At 38.3% G+C, this 15,861-nt stretch carries 10 protein-coding genes; 8 read left to right on the forward strand and 2 right to left on the reverse strand.

The window, feature by feature from the left end; genetic code table 11:
- Positions 1-144 precede the first annotated feature (144 nt).
- The gene (gene nagZ, locus ACY45D_RS15035; protein ID WP_463107442.1) at positions 145-1,164 is read left to right on the forward strand and encodes a beta-N-acetylhexosaminidase; all 1,020 of its coding nucleotides are present in this window, start codon (positions 145-147) and stop codon (positions 1,162-1,164) included.
- 86 nt (positions 1,165-1,250) lie between these two features.
- A complete protein-coding gene (locus ACY45D_RS15040) occupies positions 1,251-2,105 on the forward strand; it encodes a class I SAM-dependent methyltransferase (RefSeq protein ID WP_463107443.1) in 855 nt (284 codons plus the stop codon).
- 228 nt (positions 2,106-2,333) lie between these two features.
- Here ACY45D_RS15040 and ACY45D_RS15045 read toward each other — a convergent pair whose 3' ends face one another.
- Positions 2,334-3,665: an alpha/beta fold hydrolase gene (locus ACY45D_RS15045; RefSeq protein WP_463107444.1), complete on the reverse strand. Its 1,332-nt coding sequence runs from the start codon at positions 3,663-3,665 to the stop codon at positions 2,334-2,336.
- A 303-nt stretch (positions 3,666-3,968) separates the two neighbouring features.
- Here ACY45D_RS15045 and ACY45D_RS15050 point away from each other — a divergent pair, with 303 nt between their 5' ends.
- The 3 genes from ACY45D_RS15050 to pta all read left to right on the forward strand — a co-directional run bounded on the left by ACY45D_RS15050 (position 3,969) and on the right by pta (position 9,004).
- Entirely contained in the window at positions 3,969-5,234 is a 1,266-nt protein-coding gene (locus ACY45D_RS15050; protein ID WP_463107445.1) for a glutamate-5-semialdehyde dehydrogenase, read from the forward strand.
- A 359-nt stretch (positions 5,235-5,593) separates the two neighbouring features.
- On the forward strand, positions 5,594-6,811 hold the full coding sequence (locus tag ACY45D_RS15055; RefSeq protein ID WP_463107446.1) for an acetate/propionate family kinase: 1,218 nt from the start codon (positions 5,594-5,596) through the stop codon (positions 6,809-6,811).
- Between the two features lie 54 nt (positions 6,812-6,865).
- Positions 6,866-9,004, forward strand: coding sequence for a phosphate acetyltransferase (gene pta, locus ACY45D_RS15060; RefSeq protein WP_463107447.1), 2,139 nt, complete (start codon positions 6,866-6,868; stop codon positions 9,002-9,004).
- Positions 9,005-9,149: 145 nt separating this feature from the next.
- Here pta and ACY45D_RS15065 read toward each other — a convergent pair whose 3' ends face one another.
- Positions 9,150-11,357 (reverse strand): TonB-dependent receptor, encoded by a 2,208-nt coding sequence (locus tag ACY45D_RS15065; RefSeq protein WP_463107448.1) that lies wholly within the window; start codon positions 11,355-11,357, stop codon positions 9,150-9,152.
- Between the two features lie 403 nt (positions 11,358-11,760).
- Between ACY45D_RS15065 and ACY45D_RS15070 the strand changes: the two genes are divergently transcribed.
- The 3 genes from ACY45D_RS15070 to ACY45D_RS15080 all read left to right on the forward strand — a co-directional run bounded on the left by ACY45D_RS15070 (position 11,761) and on the right by ACY45D_RS15080 (position 15,832).
- On the forward strand, positions 11,761-13,101 hold the full coding sequence (locus tag ACY45D_RS15070) for an MFS transporter (protein ID WP_463107449.1): 1,341 nt from the start codon (positions 11,761-11,763) through the stop codon (positions 13,099-13,101).
- 566 nt (positions 13,102-13,667) lie between these two features.
- Positions 13,668-15,194, forward strand: a complete 1,527-nt coding sequence (locus tag ACY45D_RS15075) for a fumarate hydratase (protein ID WP_463107450.1) — start codon at positions 13,668-13,670, stop codon at positions 15,192-15,194.
- An 86-nt stretch (positions 15,195-15,280) separates the two neighbouring features.
- Positions 15,281-15,832: a DUF2059 domain-containing protein gene (locus ACY45D_RS15080; RefSeq protein WP_463107451.1), complete on the forward strand. Its 552-nt coding sequence runs from the start codon at positions 15,281-15,283 to the stop codon at positions 15,830-15,832.
- Positions 15,833-15,861 lie beyond the last annotated feature (29 nt).

Genomic DNA, 15,861 nt, shown 5'->3' on the forward strand with positions numbered 1-15,861 from the left:
GAACTCAACAGTTTCAAGATCTTAAACGACTTTATCTGTTTATGTTGTGTAGTTTTATCATAATCTGTGCAGACTAAATGTAGCAAATCATTGCAGAAATCAGGTATTGTTTCTAGGTTTCTATAAATACAACCACGGATTCTTATGATCGGCGCATTGATGCTTGATATTGCAGGCACAAAACTTACTCAAGAAGATATTGAACTATTACAGGCTCCGCAAGTCGGCGGCATGATTTTATTTTCAAGAAATATAGAATCACCTGCTCAAGTCCGTGCTTTAACTGATCATATGCGCCAAATTCGCCCAGATATTCTGATCGCGGTGGATCAAGAAGGTGGTCGCGTACAAAGACTCAGAACAGGTTTTACACTTCTTCCAGCAATGGGACATTTTGGTGAACTTTACTTAACGCAACCTGAAAAGGCTTTAGATTTAGCTGAAAAATGTGGTTGGTTAATGGCCATCGAGGTGCTTGCGGTTGGTATTGATTTTAGTTTTGCTCCTGTTTTAGATATTAATGCAATTAGTGATGTGATTGGTGATCGTGCATTTGCAAAAAATGTACAAGATATTGTGCCACTTGCAAGTGCCTTTATGGCGGGTATGCAACGTGCGGGTATGGCAACCACAGGAAAGCATTTTCCCGGTCATGGCTCAGTAAAAGCAGATTCACATATCGCCACAGCCATTGATCAGCGTGAATACCAAGAAATTTATAACAATGACATGCAAAGCTTTATTCAATTGCAAGCTCAACTGAATGCGCTCATGCCAGCCCATGTGATTTATGAAAAAGTTGATCCAAATCCAGCAGGTTTTTCACCCTATTGGATTCAAAAAGTATTACGCCAAGAATTGAAGTATGATGGTGTACTCTTCTCAGATGATTTGAGTATGCAAGCGGCTTGTGTGGCAGGTCATGCCGATGCACGTATTCGTGCGGCTTTAGATGCAGGTTGTGATATGGGCTTGGTCTGTAATGATCGTGAGGCTGCATGTACTGCATTGATGGGTATTGAAAACTTACCACTCCCCAACCAAGAACGTTTAGAACGTATGCGTGGTAAAATTCCAAATATTCAGATTGGTGAACAACTGGATTTAGGAAATGAATGGCAATCTGTCAGAAAAGTCATTGAAGATTTTAAAAATTCCCTTTAAAAAGAATAGGAACACTTCGGTGTTCCTTTTTTGATGTTCATTATGAATTGTAATCAAAATTAGAAAAACAAAAGTTAAGGATAACTATGTCAGATCAATCAGAGCAACAACTTTCCAAGCATCGTCATATTTCATTTACAGCCCATTACACAGGCTATATTTGGTATCAGATGGGGATTTCACACCCTTTACTCGCAACATCTAAAGGCAAAACGTTAGCCATGATTGCACATCCAATTGAAAGTTGGGGTGAAAAATATGTGGGTGGCAGTATGCGTACCACACTCAAAGAACGACACACCATGCTGGATGAACGTCTTAAACAACTCATTGAACAATCTCCAGATTTACAAGTTTTAGAAATTGCTGCAGGGCTATCCCCTCGTGGCTGGTGGTTTAGACAACATTATCCAACCATTGATTATCGTGAACTTGATTTGCCCGACATGGCAAAAACCAAACAAACTGCACTCAAACAAATTGATGCACACAGCCCAGATGTACTTTCTGTCGATTTATTTACAGCAGATTTTCAAAAGGCTTTTGAGGTATTTGATCCTCATCGTCCGCTTGTGGTCATCAGTGAAGGCTTGATTAATTATTTTAATAAAGATCTTTTACAACAATTGATTCAATCCATTGCACATTATGGAAAAGACTTTAAAGCCTTGTATTATTTAACTGATTTATACCCTGAACCTGTCAAAAACAAACTGGCAAAGGTCATCTGGAATAGCAGTAAACTATTAAAAGTGATGTCACGTAGTGCTTTTAGCTTTCACTTCGTTACGCCTGAAGAAGTAAGAAATTTTATACAACAGGCAGGTTTTAGTACAGTTAAAGTGATTCAACCAAGTCTTTACTTTCATCAAGATACTGCAGACTTAAACCCTGAAGAACATTTGGGCGACTTGGTTTGGATGATTGATGCTCAGTTGTAAGGCGACTGAGGCACTTTTTAAGAAAAGAAAAACCGTCGATTGACTAATACTGATCAGTTAAGCCTTTCAAAATCCTCCCCAAGGAATCTAAAATTACTTTAAATTCTCGATAGTTCCCCTCTTTTGTAAAGAGGGGTTAGGGGAGATTCTTAGATGAGTAACTACCAAATTACTCTTAGCTGACTGGCATGAATCAATCGACTGGTTTTAGCCTCTAATCTGGTTAGATCAAACTATTACATCTGTCTGTTCTTCTTGAGTCTGACGTGCCACAAAACGCAATAAACGATCTGCATTTTCAAAACTACCATGTTTAAACAATGCACGAACACCTTGTTCAGATGTTTCAAAAATTAAGCATTCAATCGCAAACTCGCCTTCATCATCACTTAAATTCAGCGCCAAATCACGTGGATGATCATTCACAAAAGTTAAATCATCTTGATTATTTAACTTCATCCATAAACCAAAATAGTTTAAATCGACGATTTCAACATTTACAACTTGCTCAGAATGACGATGCGTCAACTGACGTTGTGATTGCAACACTTGAATACGTGCTTCGCCACGACGTTCTAATTTTTGCATCTCTTCACGTGTCAGGTTAATGATGCCATCTAGACCATGAATCGACTCACCTTTTAAGTAAGTGGTAAATAAAGTCATGGTTTCTTTACGACGTTGCAACTGCGGTACGTGATCTGCATTGGCAATCATTGCGAACTGCATATCTGGGCACTGCAAAGCAAAATGTGCATTTTCATGAGGCAATGTAAAACTGTCATATTGACCACATGCAACCAGTGTATCTGTTTGTGGAACAGGGACATGATTTAAGCGTAATAAGCGATTACAGTTAATTTCGTAACGCTCTTGCTCAGTATTTGAAAACTCAGCCATTTGTTTAAAAAACAATCTTTTCGCTGTCGGTGACATTCGTGTTTTATCAAGTTTCGCATGATTAACCAAATATAAAATCACAGCTTGACCAAACTCATCCATACGCTGCTCTTTCATGAGCATCAAGGATTCCTCTAACAGCATGCGCCAACTCTTACGGGTTTCTTGCATCACGCCCATAAGAATCATTTTTTCGACAAGTTCAGAACGCTGATGTGCAAAAAAAGAGGCGATCACTGAACCCAATGAAATCCCAACGACATCGACTTTAGAAATTCCAACAATGTCTAACCACTCACCTAACATGCAAGATAAGTCAGGTAATTCTAATGTTCCTGCCGAACGACCTGTATCTACATTGGTGATTTGTTGATTTGCGCCCATCGACGGTAAATCAATCAGAATGACGGGCCCACTTTCAAAGAACTGTTCAACACAATACTTATAAGAGTTAAAATTTTGAAATGCGCCCCCGACAATCACAATAGGGGTATTGTGAATCGTCTTAGGATCCGCAATGGCCATATATTCAATTTTCCAACCATCGATCCACGTGGTACGAGGAGGTTGTTTAAAACTGTGTTTGTGATATAGATCGAAAAAACCAAAACTTGTAAAAGATTGGTGTGATTCATTGTCCATTTGGATAATGGAATTCATATCCTTCCTCCATCCCTGCTTTATTCTTTTAATATGCAAGATAGTTTAACTCACATTATTATCGCTAATAGTAATACAAGGTGTGTTTTGTATTACGTCAATGTCCTTATTGTTTCATTCTATACAGATGTGTGATTTATACGCAATCGCTAAATTGACCGCTCATCTAGTTTAAAGGGCAAAAAGATTGCAAAATATTTATCTCATCGATTTTTAAGCAGCTTTATTTCAGCACAATACTTCCTTGCCCGTGCGTAGACTGTTACTATCAAAGAGATATTTTTAATGATCAAATAAACCGCTATGCAAGATTCAATTGAACAGTATATGCAAACTGTAGGAAAACAAGCTCGCCAAGCTGCTGGTGTTTTGGCTGGTACAACTACACTTGTAAAAAATAATGCCTTATCTGCTATTTATACTGCTTTAAAAAATAGTGAACCCGAAATTTTAGCTGCCAATCAAATTGACATGACCAAAGGTCGTGAAAATAACTTGGATAGTGCTTTACTTGATCGCCTTGAACTTAACCCCACACGCTTTAATGGGATGTTACAGGGTCTAAAAGATGTAATTGGCTTGGTTGACCCGATTGGTGAAATCACTGATTTAGCTTACCGCCCGACAGGTATTCAAATTGGTAAAATGCGCGTGCCTTTAGGTGTGGTTGGCATGATCTATGAATCACGTCCAAACGTCACACTAGAAGCTGCGTCTTTAGCATTAAAATCTGCCAATGCCATTATTTTACGTGGTGGTTCTGAAGCTTTGCACTCAAATCAAGCCATTGCTCAAGCGATTCAACATGGTTTAAAAACGGTTGGCTTACCTGAAACATGCGTACAAGTCATTAACACCACTGACCGTGCAGCTGTAGGGCAATTAATCACCTTGTCTGAATATGTAGATGTCATCGTTCCACGTGGCGGCAAAGGTCTGATTGAACGTATTACCAATGAAGCAACCATTCCAGTGATTAAACATTTAGATGGTAACTGCCATGTTTTTGTTGAGGCACAGGCGGATTTACACAAAGCATTACCGATTGCACTCAATGCAAAAACACATCGTTACGGCGTGTGTAATGCAATGGAAACCTTGTTGGTTGATGAAAAAATTGCTGAAGAATTTTTACCACGTATTGCAGAACTGTATGCTGAAAAGCAAGTTGAACTTCGTGGTTGCTTAAAGGTTCAAAAAATCTTAGGTGCGACAGTTAAACCTGCTAGCGAAGAAGATTGGTATGAAGAATATTTAGGGCCAATTTTAGCAGTAAAAGTTGTTTCAGGACTTGAAGAAGCGATTCAGCATATTAATAAATATGGTTCACATCATACCGATGCCATTATTACTGAAAACTTCAGCCTAGCACGTCAATTTTTGACCCGTGTAGATTCAAGCTCGGTCATGGTGAATGCTTCAACTCGCTTTGCCGATGGTTTTGAATATGGTCTAGGTGCTGAAATTGGCATCTCTACTGACAAAATTCATGCACGTGGCCCTGTCGGCTTAGAAGGCTTAACCTCGCAAAAATGGATTGTGTTAGGCGATGGCCAAATTCGTCAATAATTCAGTCTAAAAAACTCATCAAAACTCAGTATTTATGCTTTGTAAATACTGAGTTTTCTTTTATCATTTTCAAATTAACAATTTTGAAATCAACACTTACAAGAAACTATATTTTGCGAATGGATAAAAATGGCAATGAGTGCTAATTTTTACTAATTAAATGAATAATCAACTGATAAATATTAGGTATTAATCATTTTCAGGTCGATAGTTCTAAAGTCTAATCACCTAAAGTCTAGCTAGGACAAAAAATCTACACATGGTAAAACATACGCACTGATCTCATTTACCCTATTTATAAAAAGTGTAATCAGATCAATCAGGAAGACTTTTCAAATTACAATTTCGGGTATTAAAACGTGTCTACATCAGTATTAGTCATTAACTGCGGTTCTTCATCAATCAAATATGCGCTTATTTCTGAAGATCGTGAAAATCGCATCTTTGGTTTAGCAGAAAACTTGGGCTCTGCTGATGCACGTATTAAAGGAATCACTGCGGGTAATCAACCGCTTGAAATACCGATTCCATACGCCGACCATGAGAAAGCTTTAGAAACGATTTTAGGTCGTTTATCTGAATACAAACCTCAAGCGATTGGTCACCGCGTCGTTCACGGCGGTACAATTACCAAAGCTGAATTATTAACCCCTGAAATTATCGAAAAAATTCGTGAAGCAACCCCTCTTGCTCCACTACATAATCCTGCACACCTTGTGGGAATTAATGCAACCATGCGTTTATTTCCAGAATTACCACAAGTCGCTGTGTTTGATACGGCATTCCATCAAACCATGCCACCGCATGCTTATCGCTATGCATTACCTAAATTCTTATATACCGACCACAATGTACGTCGTTATGGTTTCCACGGCACAAGCCATGCTTATGTTTCTGAGCGAGGTTCTGAACTTGCAGGAAGTTTCAAACAAGGCGGTTGGCTCACTGCACACTTAGGCAATGGCAGCTCAACATGTGCAATTTGGAATGGGCAAAGTGTTGATACCTCTATGGGCTTAACACCGCTTGAAGGTGTGGTGATGGGCACTCGTAGTGGTGATGTAGACCCAAGTCTTCACAGTTTCTTGGCTTCAAACCTAGGTTGGGACATCTATAAAATTGACAAGATGTTAAATAGCCAATCGGGTTTACTCGGCCTATCAGACCTCTCAAATGATATGCGTACGCTGATTGAAGCTTCTGAACAAGGCAATGAAGATGCAACCTTAGCCATTGAAGTTTTCTGCTACCGCTTGGCAAAATCATTAGCAGCTTTAAGCTGTGGCTTACCGCGTATTGATGGTTTATTTTTTACTGGCGGTATTGGTGAAAATTCAGCTTATATCCGTGAAAAAACTGTTGCTTACTTGCCTCACTTTGGTTTTGACCTCAGTAAAGACAAAAATAACAATCTAAAACGTGGTACAGAAGGTCGTATCGATGCGGGTCACGGTCCTCAAATTTGGGTCATCCCTACAGATGAAGAAGGACGCATTGCACAAGAAACTGTCAATGTTGTAGAACATGAGGTACAACAGGCTGCAAAAAAGTCTGAATCTGAGGTTACGACAGTTTAAGCTGTCGTAGCACTTTATTTATTTTCAAATCTCTTTATTTTTCAAGAATCGTCTATGAAAACAATTTTATTGGTTCCTACTGGGGAAGGCGTTGGTTTAACCTCTGCTTGTTTAGGTCTTGTTTATGCTTTGGAATGCCAAGGTGTAAAATCAGGTTTTTTAAAACCATTCTCACAAGAGTTAAGCACTGAACCTGACCGCACCACTGCGCTATATCGCCATATCTCTAATTCAGAAACAGTCGAACCGATTTCTTTTGCAAAAATCACTCAACAATTAAATGCCAATGAAACAGATGAACTCTTAGAAGAAGCAGTCAGTCTACATCGTCGAGTTGCGAAGTTACATGACATTATTATTGTTGAAGGTCTTGTTCCGACTTCACGTGATTCTTTCGCAAGTGATTTAAATGCCTCTTTAGCACAAGCTTTAGATGCGAAAGTCATTTTTGTCAGTAATGCAGATATTCACAAACCCGAACAAACTGCTGAAAAAATAGAAACCCAATTGCGTAATTTTGGTGGCACATCTTCATCACGTAATGCGGGCGTTTTGCTCATGCGTACTCGTGGTTTACCCGCTGATTCTGCACAAATTCCTGTAACCATTGATACAGATTTACGCTTAATCAGTGATATTGAAAAATTCAGTACTGAAATCCAAAAAAGCCATCCATACATTGGTTCTGCGAAATTACCGATCATCGGTATGGTACCATTCAGCGATATTTTAAGCGTGCCACGTGTTTCAGATCTTGCAAAACAAATCCAAGCAACGTGGATTAATGAAGGTAAGGCAGCGACACGTCGTGTATTACACAGTAGCTTAATCGCATCCAACATTGAACATGAATTGGATAAGTTCATTGCAGGTGAGCTGATTATCAGTGCATCTGATCGTATTGATGTGTTATTGGCAAGTAGCTTAGCCACCAGTAATGGCATCCCATTAGCAGGTTTGGTATTAACAGAACATTATGAGCCCAATGCTTTGGTTCTTGAGTTCTGCCAATCTGCGATTAAGAATGGTTTACCGATTTTACATACACCTCTCAGTACCTTTGAAACTGCACAAAAGCTTTCAAATTTAAGCAATGAAATCCCTGTTGATGATATCCAACGTGCTGATCAAGTGACCCGCTTTGTATCGAGTCATATTGATCCTGTTTGGTTGACTCAAATGCTCAATGGCGATTACAAACCGCGCCTTTCCCCTTCTGCGTTCCGCCATGAATTGGTACAAAAATCAATTGCTGCAAAAAAACGTATTGTTCTGCCTGAAGGTGATGAGCCACGTACTGTTCAAGCTGCTGCAATCTGTCAGTCGCGTGGTATTGCTCAATGTGTTTTATTGGCAAAACCTGAAGCTGCGATTGAAGTCGCTAAAGCACGTAATATTGAATTACCTTTTGATTTAGAAATCATTGATCCTGACCTGATTCGTGAAAATTATGTCACTAAAATGGTTGAATTACGCAAAGGCAAACTCAACGAATTGCAAGCTCGTGAACAACTTCAAGATACTGTGGTTTTAGGTACCATGATGTTGGCACTCGATCAAGTAGATGGTTTAGTTTCTGGTGCAATACATACCACAGCAAATACTGTTCGACCCGCTTTTCAGTTGATTAAAACCGCACCAGACTATTCTTTAGTATCTTCTATATTTTTCATGCTGTTACCAGATGAAGTTTATGTCTATGGTGACTGTGCGATTAATCCCGATCCTGATGCAGAACAGTTGGCGGAGATTGCCATCCAATCTGCCGATTCAGCAAAAGCTTTTGGCATAGACCCTCGCATTGCGATGATTTCTTACTCTACAGGAACATCAGGCACAGGTGCAGAAGTGGAGAAAGTTGCTAAGGCGACTGAAATTGCCAAACAACGCCGCCCTGATTTACTCATTGATGGCCCGCTCCAGTATGATGCAGCATCAGTTGAAAGTGTGGGACGCTCTAAAGCGCCAGACTCTAAAGTTGCAGGTCGTGCCAATGTATTTATTTTCCCTGACCTCAATACAGGGAATACCACTTATAAAGCGGTGCAGCGTTCTGCTAACGTAGTGAGTGTAGGCCCAATGTTGCAAGGTTTAAATAAACCTGTAAATGATCTATCTCGTGGTGCTTTGGTCGATGATATTGTATTTACCATTGCTTTGACTGCAATCCAAGCAGAGCAACAAGAAGTTTAATTTAAGACGTTCTAGTCGATAAAAAACTTCTTAATATAAAAAGCCATCCAATCGAACAATTGGATGGCTTTTGTTTTATAGATCAAATACTATACAGGAATACAAAGTATTCATATTCCATGTTTAGAAAATGCTTACCGATGACTTAGAAGAAATAATTCACTCGGAATAAATAATTGCGTGGCGTTCCTGGCATAGAACTCGAACGCCAGTATTCTTTATCCGTTAAATTATTCACGGCAATAGTTGCACCCCATTTGTCATCTTTATAACCAATTGCAGCATCTACGCGAGTAAAGTCTGGCATTTTTGCAATATTTTTATCTGTCGTATAATAAGAACCCACGTAGGTTGCACCCACTTCACCATACCAATTTTGAGTCGGTAAATAACGAACAAATAAGTTCCCTGTATTTTCAGAAATACCCCCAAGTCGATTGCCTTTTAAGTTATCAGCTTCCTTCACATTACGACTATCATCTTTCCATTTTGCATCAGTAAAGCCATAACCACCACGAACGTAGAGATTTTCAAGTACTTTACCGATAAAACTAAACTCTACACCTTTTGATTGCTGTTTTTGTCCCACTTCCCATTCATCTGGCTTATTGATAGCGTCCGGCTGATAGCGGATATTGTTTTTGGTAATATCGTAGATCGAAAGTTGTGTATTCAAATTGCCATCTAACCAATCACTTTTTACCCCAATTTCATACTGTTCGTTATATTGCGGCTCAGCATCATATAAACTCGGATCGATCGAAGCACTCACACCTAACAAACCTCGACCACCATACGGTGAAAAACTTTTACTATAAGATGCATAAAAACTTTGGCTTTCAACTGGCTGCCAAACAAAACCAATATTCGGACTTACGCTATCATCACTATAAGATCGAGTGCTGTTTTTACGAACATCATGAGTTTTAAAATCATAACTGTCATATCTCAGACCAAGCATCATCTTGTATTTTTCGTTGAATGAAATCAGATCTTGAAGGAAAAAACTCAGCGCATTGGCATCCGTTTGACTGTGCGATGTTTCATCAGGTCGCGCACCATTCAATGCTGTCCAACTTGGAGACAAGAAACTATCCGTTGTATCAAATGGATTGACATAACGATAATAAATTCCCGCCTTTTCTCCACTTGAATAGTTTCCAAGGATTGGTTCTCTCTTTTCATTTGACCAATCGCTGCCTAGCATAATTTTATGGTCTAAAAGACCCGTTTTAAATTGACCAGTAATATCAAAAGTATTCACCAATGTTTTATTTGTGGTTTGCTGCCAAGCGTAGTTTTGGCGGATTTTACCTTGCCAATCACATGGCTTACCGTCATTTTGTAGTCCCTCTGTTGAACACCATGTTCCAGCAAAGAAATTATCAAAATCTTGGAATGATTCACGGTGACTGAGTGCCCAATGAAACTTCCAGTCAGGTGCAAATTCATATTTTAAGTCAGTTCTAAATGACTTTGTTTCATCAACAATATTATCATTTGGTCCAGCAAACCCTGTTTTGATCGAAACACCTGCGGGTAGATTTACATATTCTGGCCCACGATCTGGTGTTCTGTTCAGGCTGTCATAGGTGAATTCGGTTGTCCAAAGCAACTTTTCATCATCACTACGATAGGTCACACTAGGTGATAGCATTTCCTGATTAAATCCGATGCCTGAACGGAAACTATTGCTATCAGACTTTTCGCCAACCAAACGTACTGCCCAGTTATCATTTAAAATTTTATTCAGGTCAATGGTTCCACCTACGTTATCGTAAGAACCCACATAGGCGCCAACAGAACTTTTAGAATCAAAGTTCGCAACCTTAGTCACCATATTGATGACACCGCCACCTGCGCTGCGACCATAAAGTACTGATGCTGGGCCTTTTAATATCTCGATACGTTCAATATTTGCAGTGCTACGACGATACTGTCCACTTTCACGTACACCATCACGGTAAATATCATTGGTATCTGCATTAAATCCGCGAATAGAAATACCATCATTTCGTGCATCATAACTTGTCGAAACACCTGGTGTACCTTGCAACATCACACTTAAGTCATTTGCACCATAAAGCTTGTATTTTGATACATCAATGGTATCAATCGTTTGTGGAATGTCTTTTTTATCTAAGCCATTTCGTGTGACATTTGCTTGTTTATAATCGACATAAGTCTTGATTGGATCCCCTTCCTCCATTGCCTCAATAACAATGGTTGGAAGTGTTGCAGAACTACTTTTTTGTGTTTCATCAATTTCTGAATTGGCAAAAACTGTAGAAGAAACAAAGAAAAAACCTGTTGATAACATCATCAAAGTTAAGCTTTTTTTAGCAAATGGCATGACACACCGAAAACATAGTGATAATAATTATCATTATAATACAAGTTTATAAAACTTTACAAAACATATTAATTCAACTACAGAATAAACCACTTTTACACTATATCAGCTCAAAATTATGTTAAAAAACTGATAAATATTGAGTGATTTCTCATATTACGAACTTATATTAAATTTTTTCAATCAGAAGATGCCTTGATTAAACAATAAAAAACCAGCCAGTACCATTATGATTAAGCAGTTTACACATTCTAAAATTTTCATGATTTTTATCTAAAAAATTGCAAAAATAAAATCGATTTATGAATGTTTTAAAGTTGCTAAATACTTTCTATTTCAATATCTTTAAAGCCAATAGATAAAACATAATTTGAACAGAAAATAAAAACTGGTAGCTACCTCGATGAATGAAACAAGTACAAGCAAATTTCCATTTGGACGAAATTTTTATTTCATTCAGTTCTCTGCAATTTTTAACAGTATTGCTTCTCGCTGCACATATCTTGCACTTGCTTGGTGGGTACTTTCTGTCACCCATGATGCAACTGCTTTTGCAGTTTTTGTTGCTGTAGGCGCTGCGGCTGATATCTTAGCACGTGGATTATTTGGCTCACTTGGTGATACTTACGACAAACAAAAACTGATTTCAATTTGCTATTTGATGAGTTTAATTTCATCAGTGGTTATTGCTCTGCTTGCTACAGCAAATTTGTATTGGTCAGGATTGCTGATTTTTTGCCAAGTGATCGCTGGTTTAGCGGTCGGAATCCGTGAACCATTACAAAATAGTATTATTCCTTTTCAAGTGACTAAAGCATTGCTTTCTAAGGCAATTCAATGGCGTTCAGCTGCTATCACCATCGTGACATTTTGTTCACCTATCATGGGGACTGGATTCATTTCAATCATCGGTGCACAAAATACCCTTTGGCTAGGTGTTGGGTTAATTGTTGTTTCAATCGTACTTTTAGCATTTGTTAAGCCAACAAATCTTCCTCAAGATTTCGAACATGCACCCAAACGCCCCAAATGGTACAGTGGCTTTTCTGCAATTTTACGACTACCACCTGAAATCAGTTTAATTAAAATTACTTTTTTCATGAACTTAGGGCTTTATCCATTTTTAGGCGTCGTTCTACCTGCGTTCTTTTATCAAAATTACAGCAAAAGTCCTTGGTTGTTTGGGATCGCAGATACTGCTTTTGCGCTCGGTATGTTTATCGGTGCAACAAAAATTGGGGTCGCGGCTAATACTCATTTTGGTCGTGCACCCACCACCTATATGGGGTATTTAGGTTTAGGTGTGGGTATTTTTATTACTGCGCTGATGTGCCAAGTATTAAGCGTTTTTCATCTAGCTTATTTTCTACTCTTATGTTTTGGAATGGGGTTAGCTGGCTGTGGCTTAATGGTGGCTGTGACCAATACCAGTTTTATGCGTAGCGCTGCATCTCCAAATCATTTTCTCAATAGAATCAGTGCATCATCAACTTTTGGTACAGGTATTGCCAGTCCTCTTGGCGTTGTGATTGCAGGTATGTTTATCACTTATTTAGGTTTATATACAACAATGATTGTACTAAGTTTGATCATTGTATCTGCTTCAGTCGTATCATTTTTTAGTTCAGACCTTCGACAAGTTTTGGCTTTACCTGAAGATGAAATTCATGGGGCTTATTCTCGCTTTTATCCCAAAGCTTTTGATAAAAATGAGCAGATTGTGTTGAATGAGGATGTTGTGTAAATGCGAGAGCAAATACTTATCTTGGGAAAGCTTTATTTAGACAATAAATTGAAATTATTTTATTAAAGTAAATATAACGGTTTTAAGCGGAAAAGAAGACGTATTTTTAAAATTTAGACATAAAAAAAGAAGATAAAGCTTTAGGCTTGATCTTCTTTCTGACCATAAATCCAAGTTGCTGCAATAAAGGTACTAAAAGCTACAACCATCAGGACACTTAACATTGTCATATTTCATCACTCACTTTTTGTTATGACTATTATGTGAAAGTATTATGACAACTTTATGACAATATCGTCATATTTAAAAAATTAACATTAAATTACTTTTTAATCATAAATTACAAATACTTATTAATAAATACTTATTCCGACCGTTAAAAATAATTAATTTTCTTTTAAAATATTACCTTAATTATGACACTGCATAATCACCAAATATGAGCATAAATGATAAGTGATATTTATTAAACTTTAGCCCAAATCTTAAGCAAAGTACCCACAAATCTTGCTTTATCACGTATAATTTAGCCCGCTAGCTATCAGCCCGCTCAAGAGATTTTCGATATGACAACTATTATCAAGCAAGATGACTTGATCACATCGGTCAAGGATGCGCTTCAGTTCATTTCTTACTATCATCCACAAGACTTCATCCAAGCGATGAGCCGTGCTTATGATCGTGAAGAGAACAAAGCCGCAAAGGATGCAATTGCACAAATCCTCATTAACTCACGTATGTGTGCAGAAGGTCATCGTCCAATCTGTCAAGATACTGGTATTGTTAACGTATTTGTTGATGTGGGCTTAGATGTTAAATTTGATTTAACCATGAGCTTAGATGATGCAATTAATGAAGGTGTACGCCAAGGTTATTTAGAAAATAGTAACGTTCTTCGTGCATCTGTACTTGCTGACCCTGCTTTTGGTCGTAAGAATACCAAAGATAATACACCTGCTGTGATTCACTACAAACTCGTACCGGGTAATAAGGTAGATATCACTGTTGCCGCTAAAGGCGGCGGTTCAGAAAATAAATCTAAACTTGCGATGTTAAACCCTTCTGATTCTATCGTGGATTGGGTGCTAAAAACTGTTCCTACCATGGGTGCAGGTTGGTGTCCTCCAGGTATGTTAGGTATTGGTATTGGTGGTACTGCTGAAAAAGCCATGATGCTTGCAAAAGAATCACTCATGGAAGAAATCAACATGGACGAGTTACTTCGTCGTGGGCCTGAAAATAAAATCGAAGAACTCCGTATGGAAATTTTCGAAAAAGTAAATGCACTTGGTATTGGTGCTCAAGGTCTTGGCGGTTTAACCACTGTTCTTGATATTAAAATCAAAGATTACCCTTGCCATGCTGCGGGTAAACCAGTCGGTATGATTCCGAACTGTGCTGCAACTCGTCATGCACATTTCCAACTAGATGGTTCTGGTATTGCACATATTCAAGCACCTAAAATTTCTGATTATCCTGAAGTGACTTGGGATTCTTCAAGCTCTAAGCGTGTTGACCTAGACAATATTACGCAAGAAGAAATGAACACTTGGCAACCAGGTGACACATTATTGTTGAACGGTACGATCTATACAGGTCGTGACGCTGCACATAAACGCATGTGTGAAATGCTGGACAATGGCGAAGAGCTTCCAGTCGATCTTAAAGGTAAATTTATTTACTACGTTGGTCCTGTAGATCCTGTAGGTGATGAAGTGGTTGGCCCTGCTGGTCCAACAACTGCTACACGTATGGACAAATTTACACGTCAAGTTTTAGAAGCAACTGGCTTGTTCGGTATGATCGGTAAAGCGGATCGTGGCCCTACAGCAATTGAAGCAATCAAAGACAACAAAGCGACTTATTTAATGGCTGTTGGTGGTGCTGCTTACTTAGTTTCTAAAGCAGTTCGTCAAGCAGAAGTTGTTGCATTTGCTGATTTAGGAATGGAAGCAATCTACAAATTTGTGGTTGAAGATATGCCTGTTTCAGTGGCTGTCGATGTGAATGGTACATCAATTCATGCAACAGCGCCAAAAATCTGGCAAGCTAAAATTGGGAAAATCCCAGTGGTCGATGCTGCTGCAAGTTGATCCATCATTCTTTTCAGATTCAGCTTGAATCTTGATAAAAAAGCACTTTATGATGAGTAAGGTGCTTTTTTAATTTGGATTAAATAATGAAAATAAAACAATGGATCACATCACTTCTATTTACCAGTTTATTATTGGCAGTCCAATCGAGTGCTTTTGCCAATCCTGCAACAGATAAAAGTATCGATAAACTGATGCAGCTTTCAAATATTTCCGAAATATTTAAGCAAAGTACCAGAGACATGCAACCTTATTTTGATGAACAAGCGGAAGACCTTGTACGTCAAGTGACTGGTGCTCAAACATTAAATATTGATCAACAAAATGCAGTTCTACAAATCAGTGCACTTTACAGTGAAGTTCAACAAAAAATTACTACAGATCCACAATTTATTAATATGTTTAAAGCCTTATTCAAAAAGACTTTTACAGAAGAAGAAGTTCAAGCCAATATCGAATTTTTAAGCACTCCGATTGGACAATCGATTAATCAAAAAATGAATCTGCTGATGTCAGACATCATGTTAGAAACAACAAAATTTTCCCAAGAACAGATGCTAAAAGAAGAAAACCAAAAGCTGATTAAACAAAAAATGGAAGCAATCTTAGTGCCTTTGGTTCAAGGGCGAGAAGACTGAATTTATAAATACATCCAATTCTAGATATA

It is taken from the genome of Acinetobacter sp. BZX-2 (assembly GCF_055179795.1).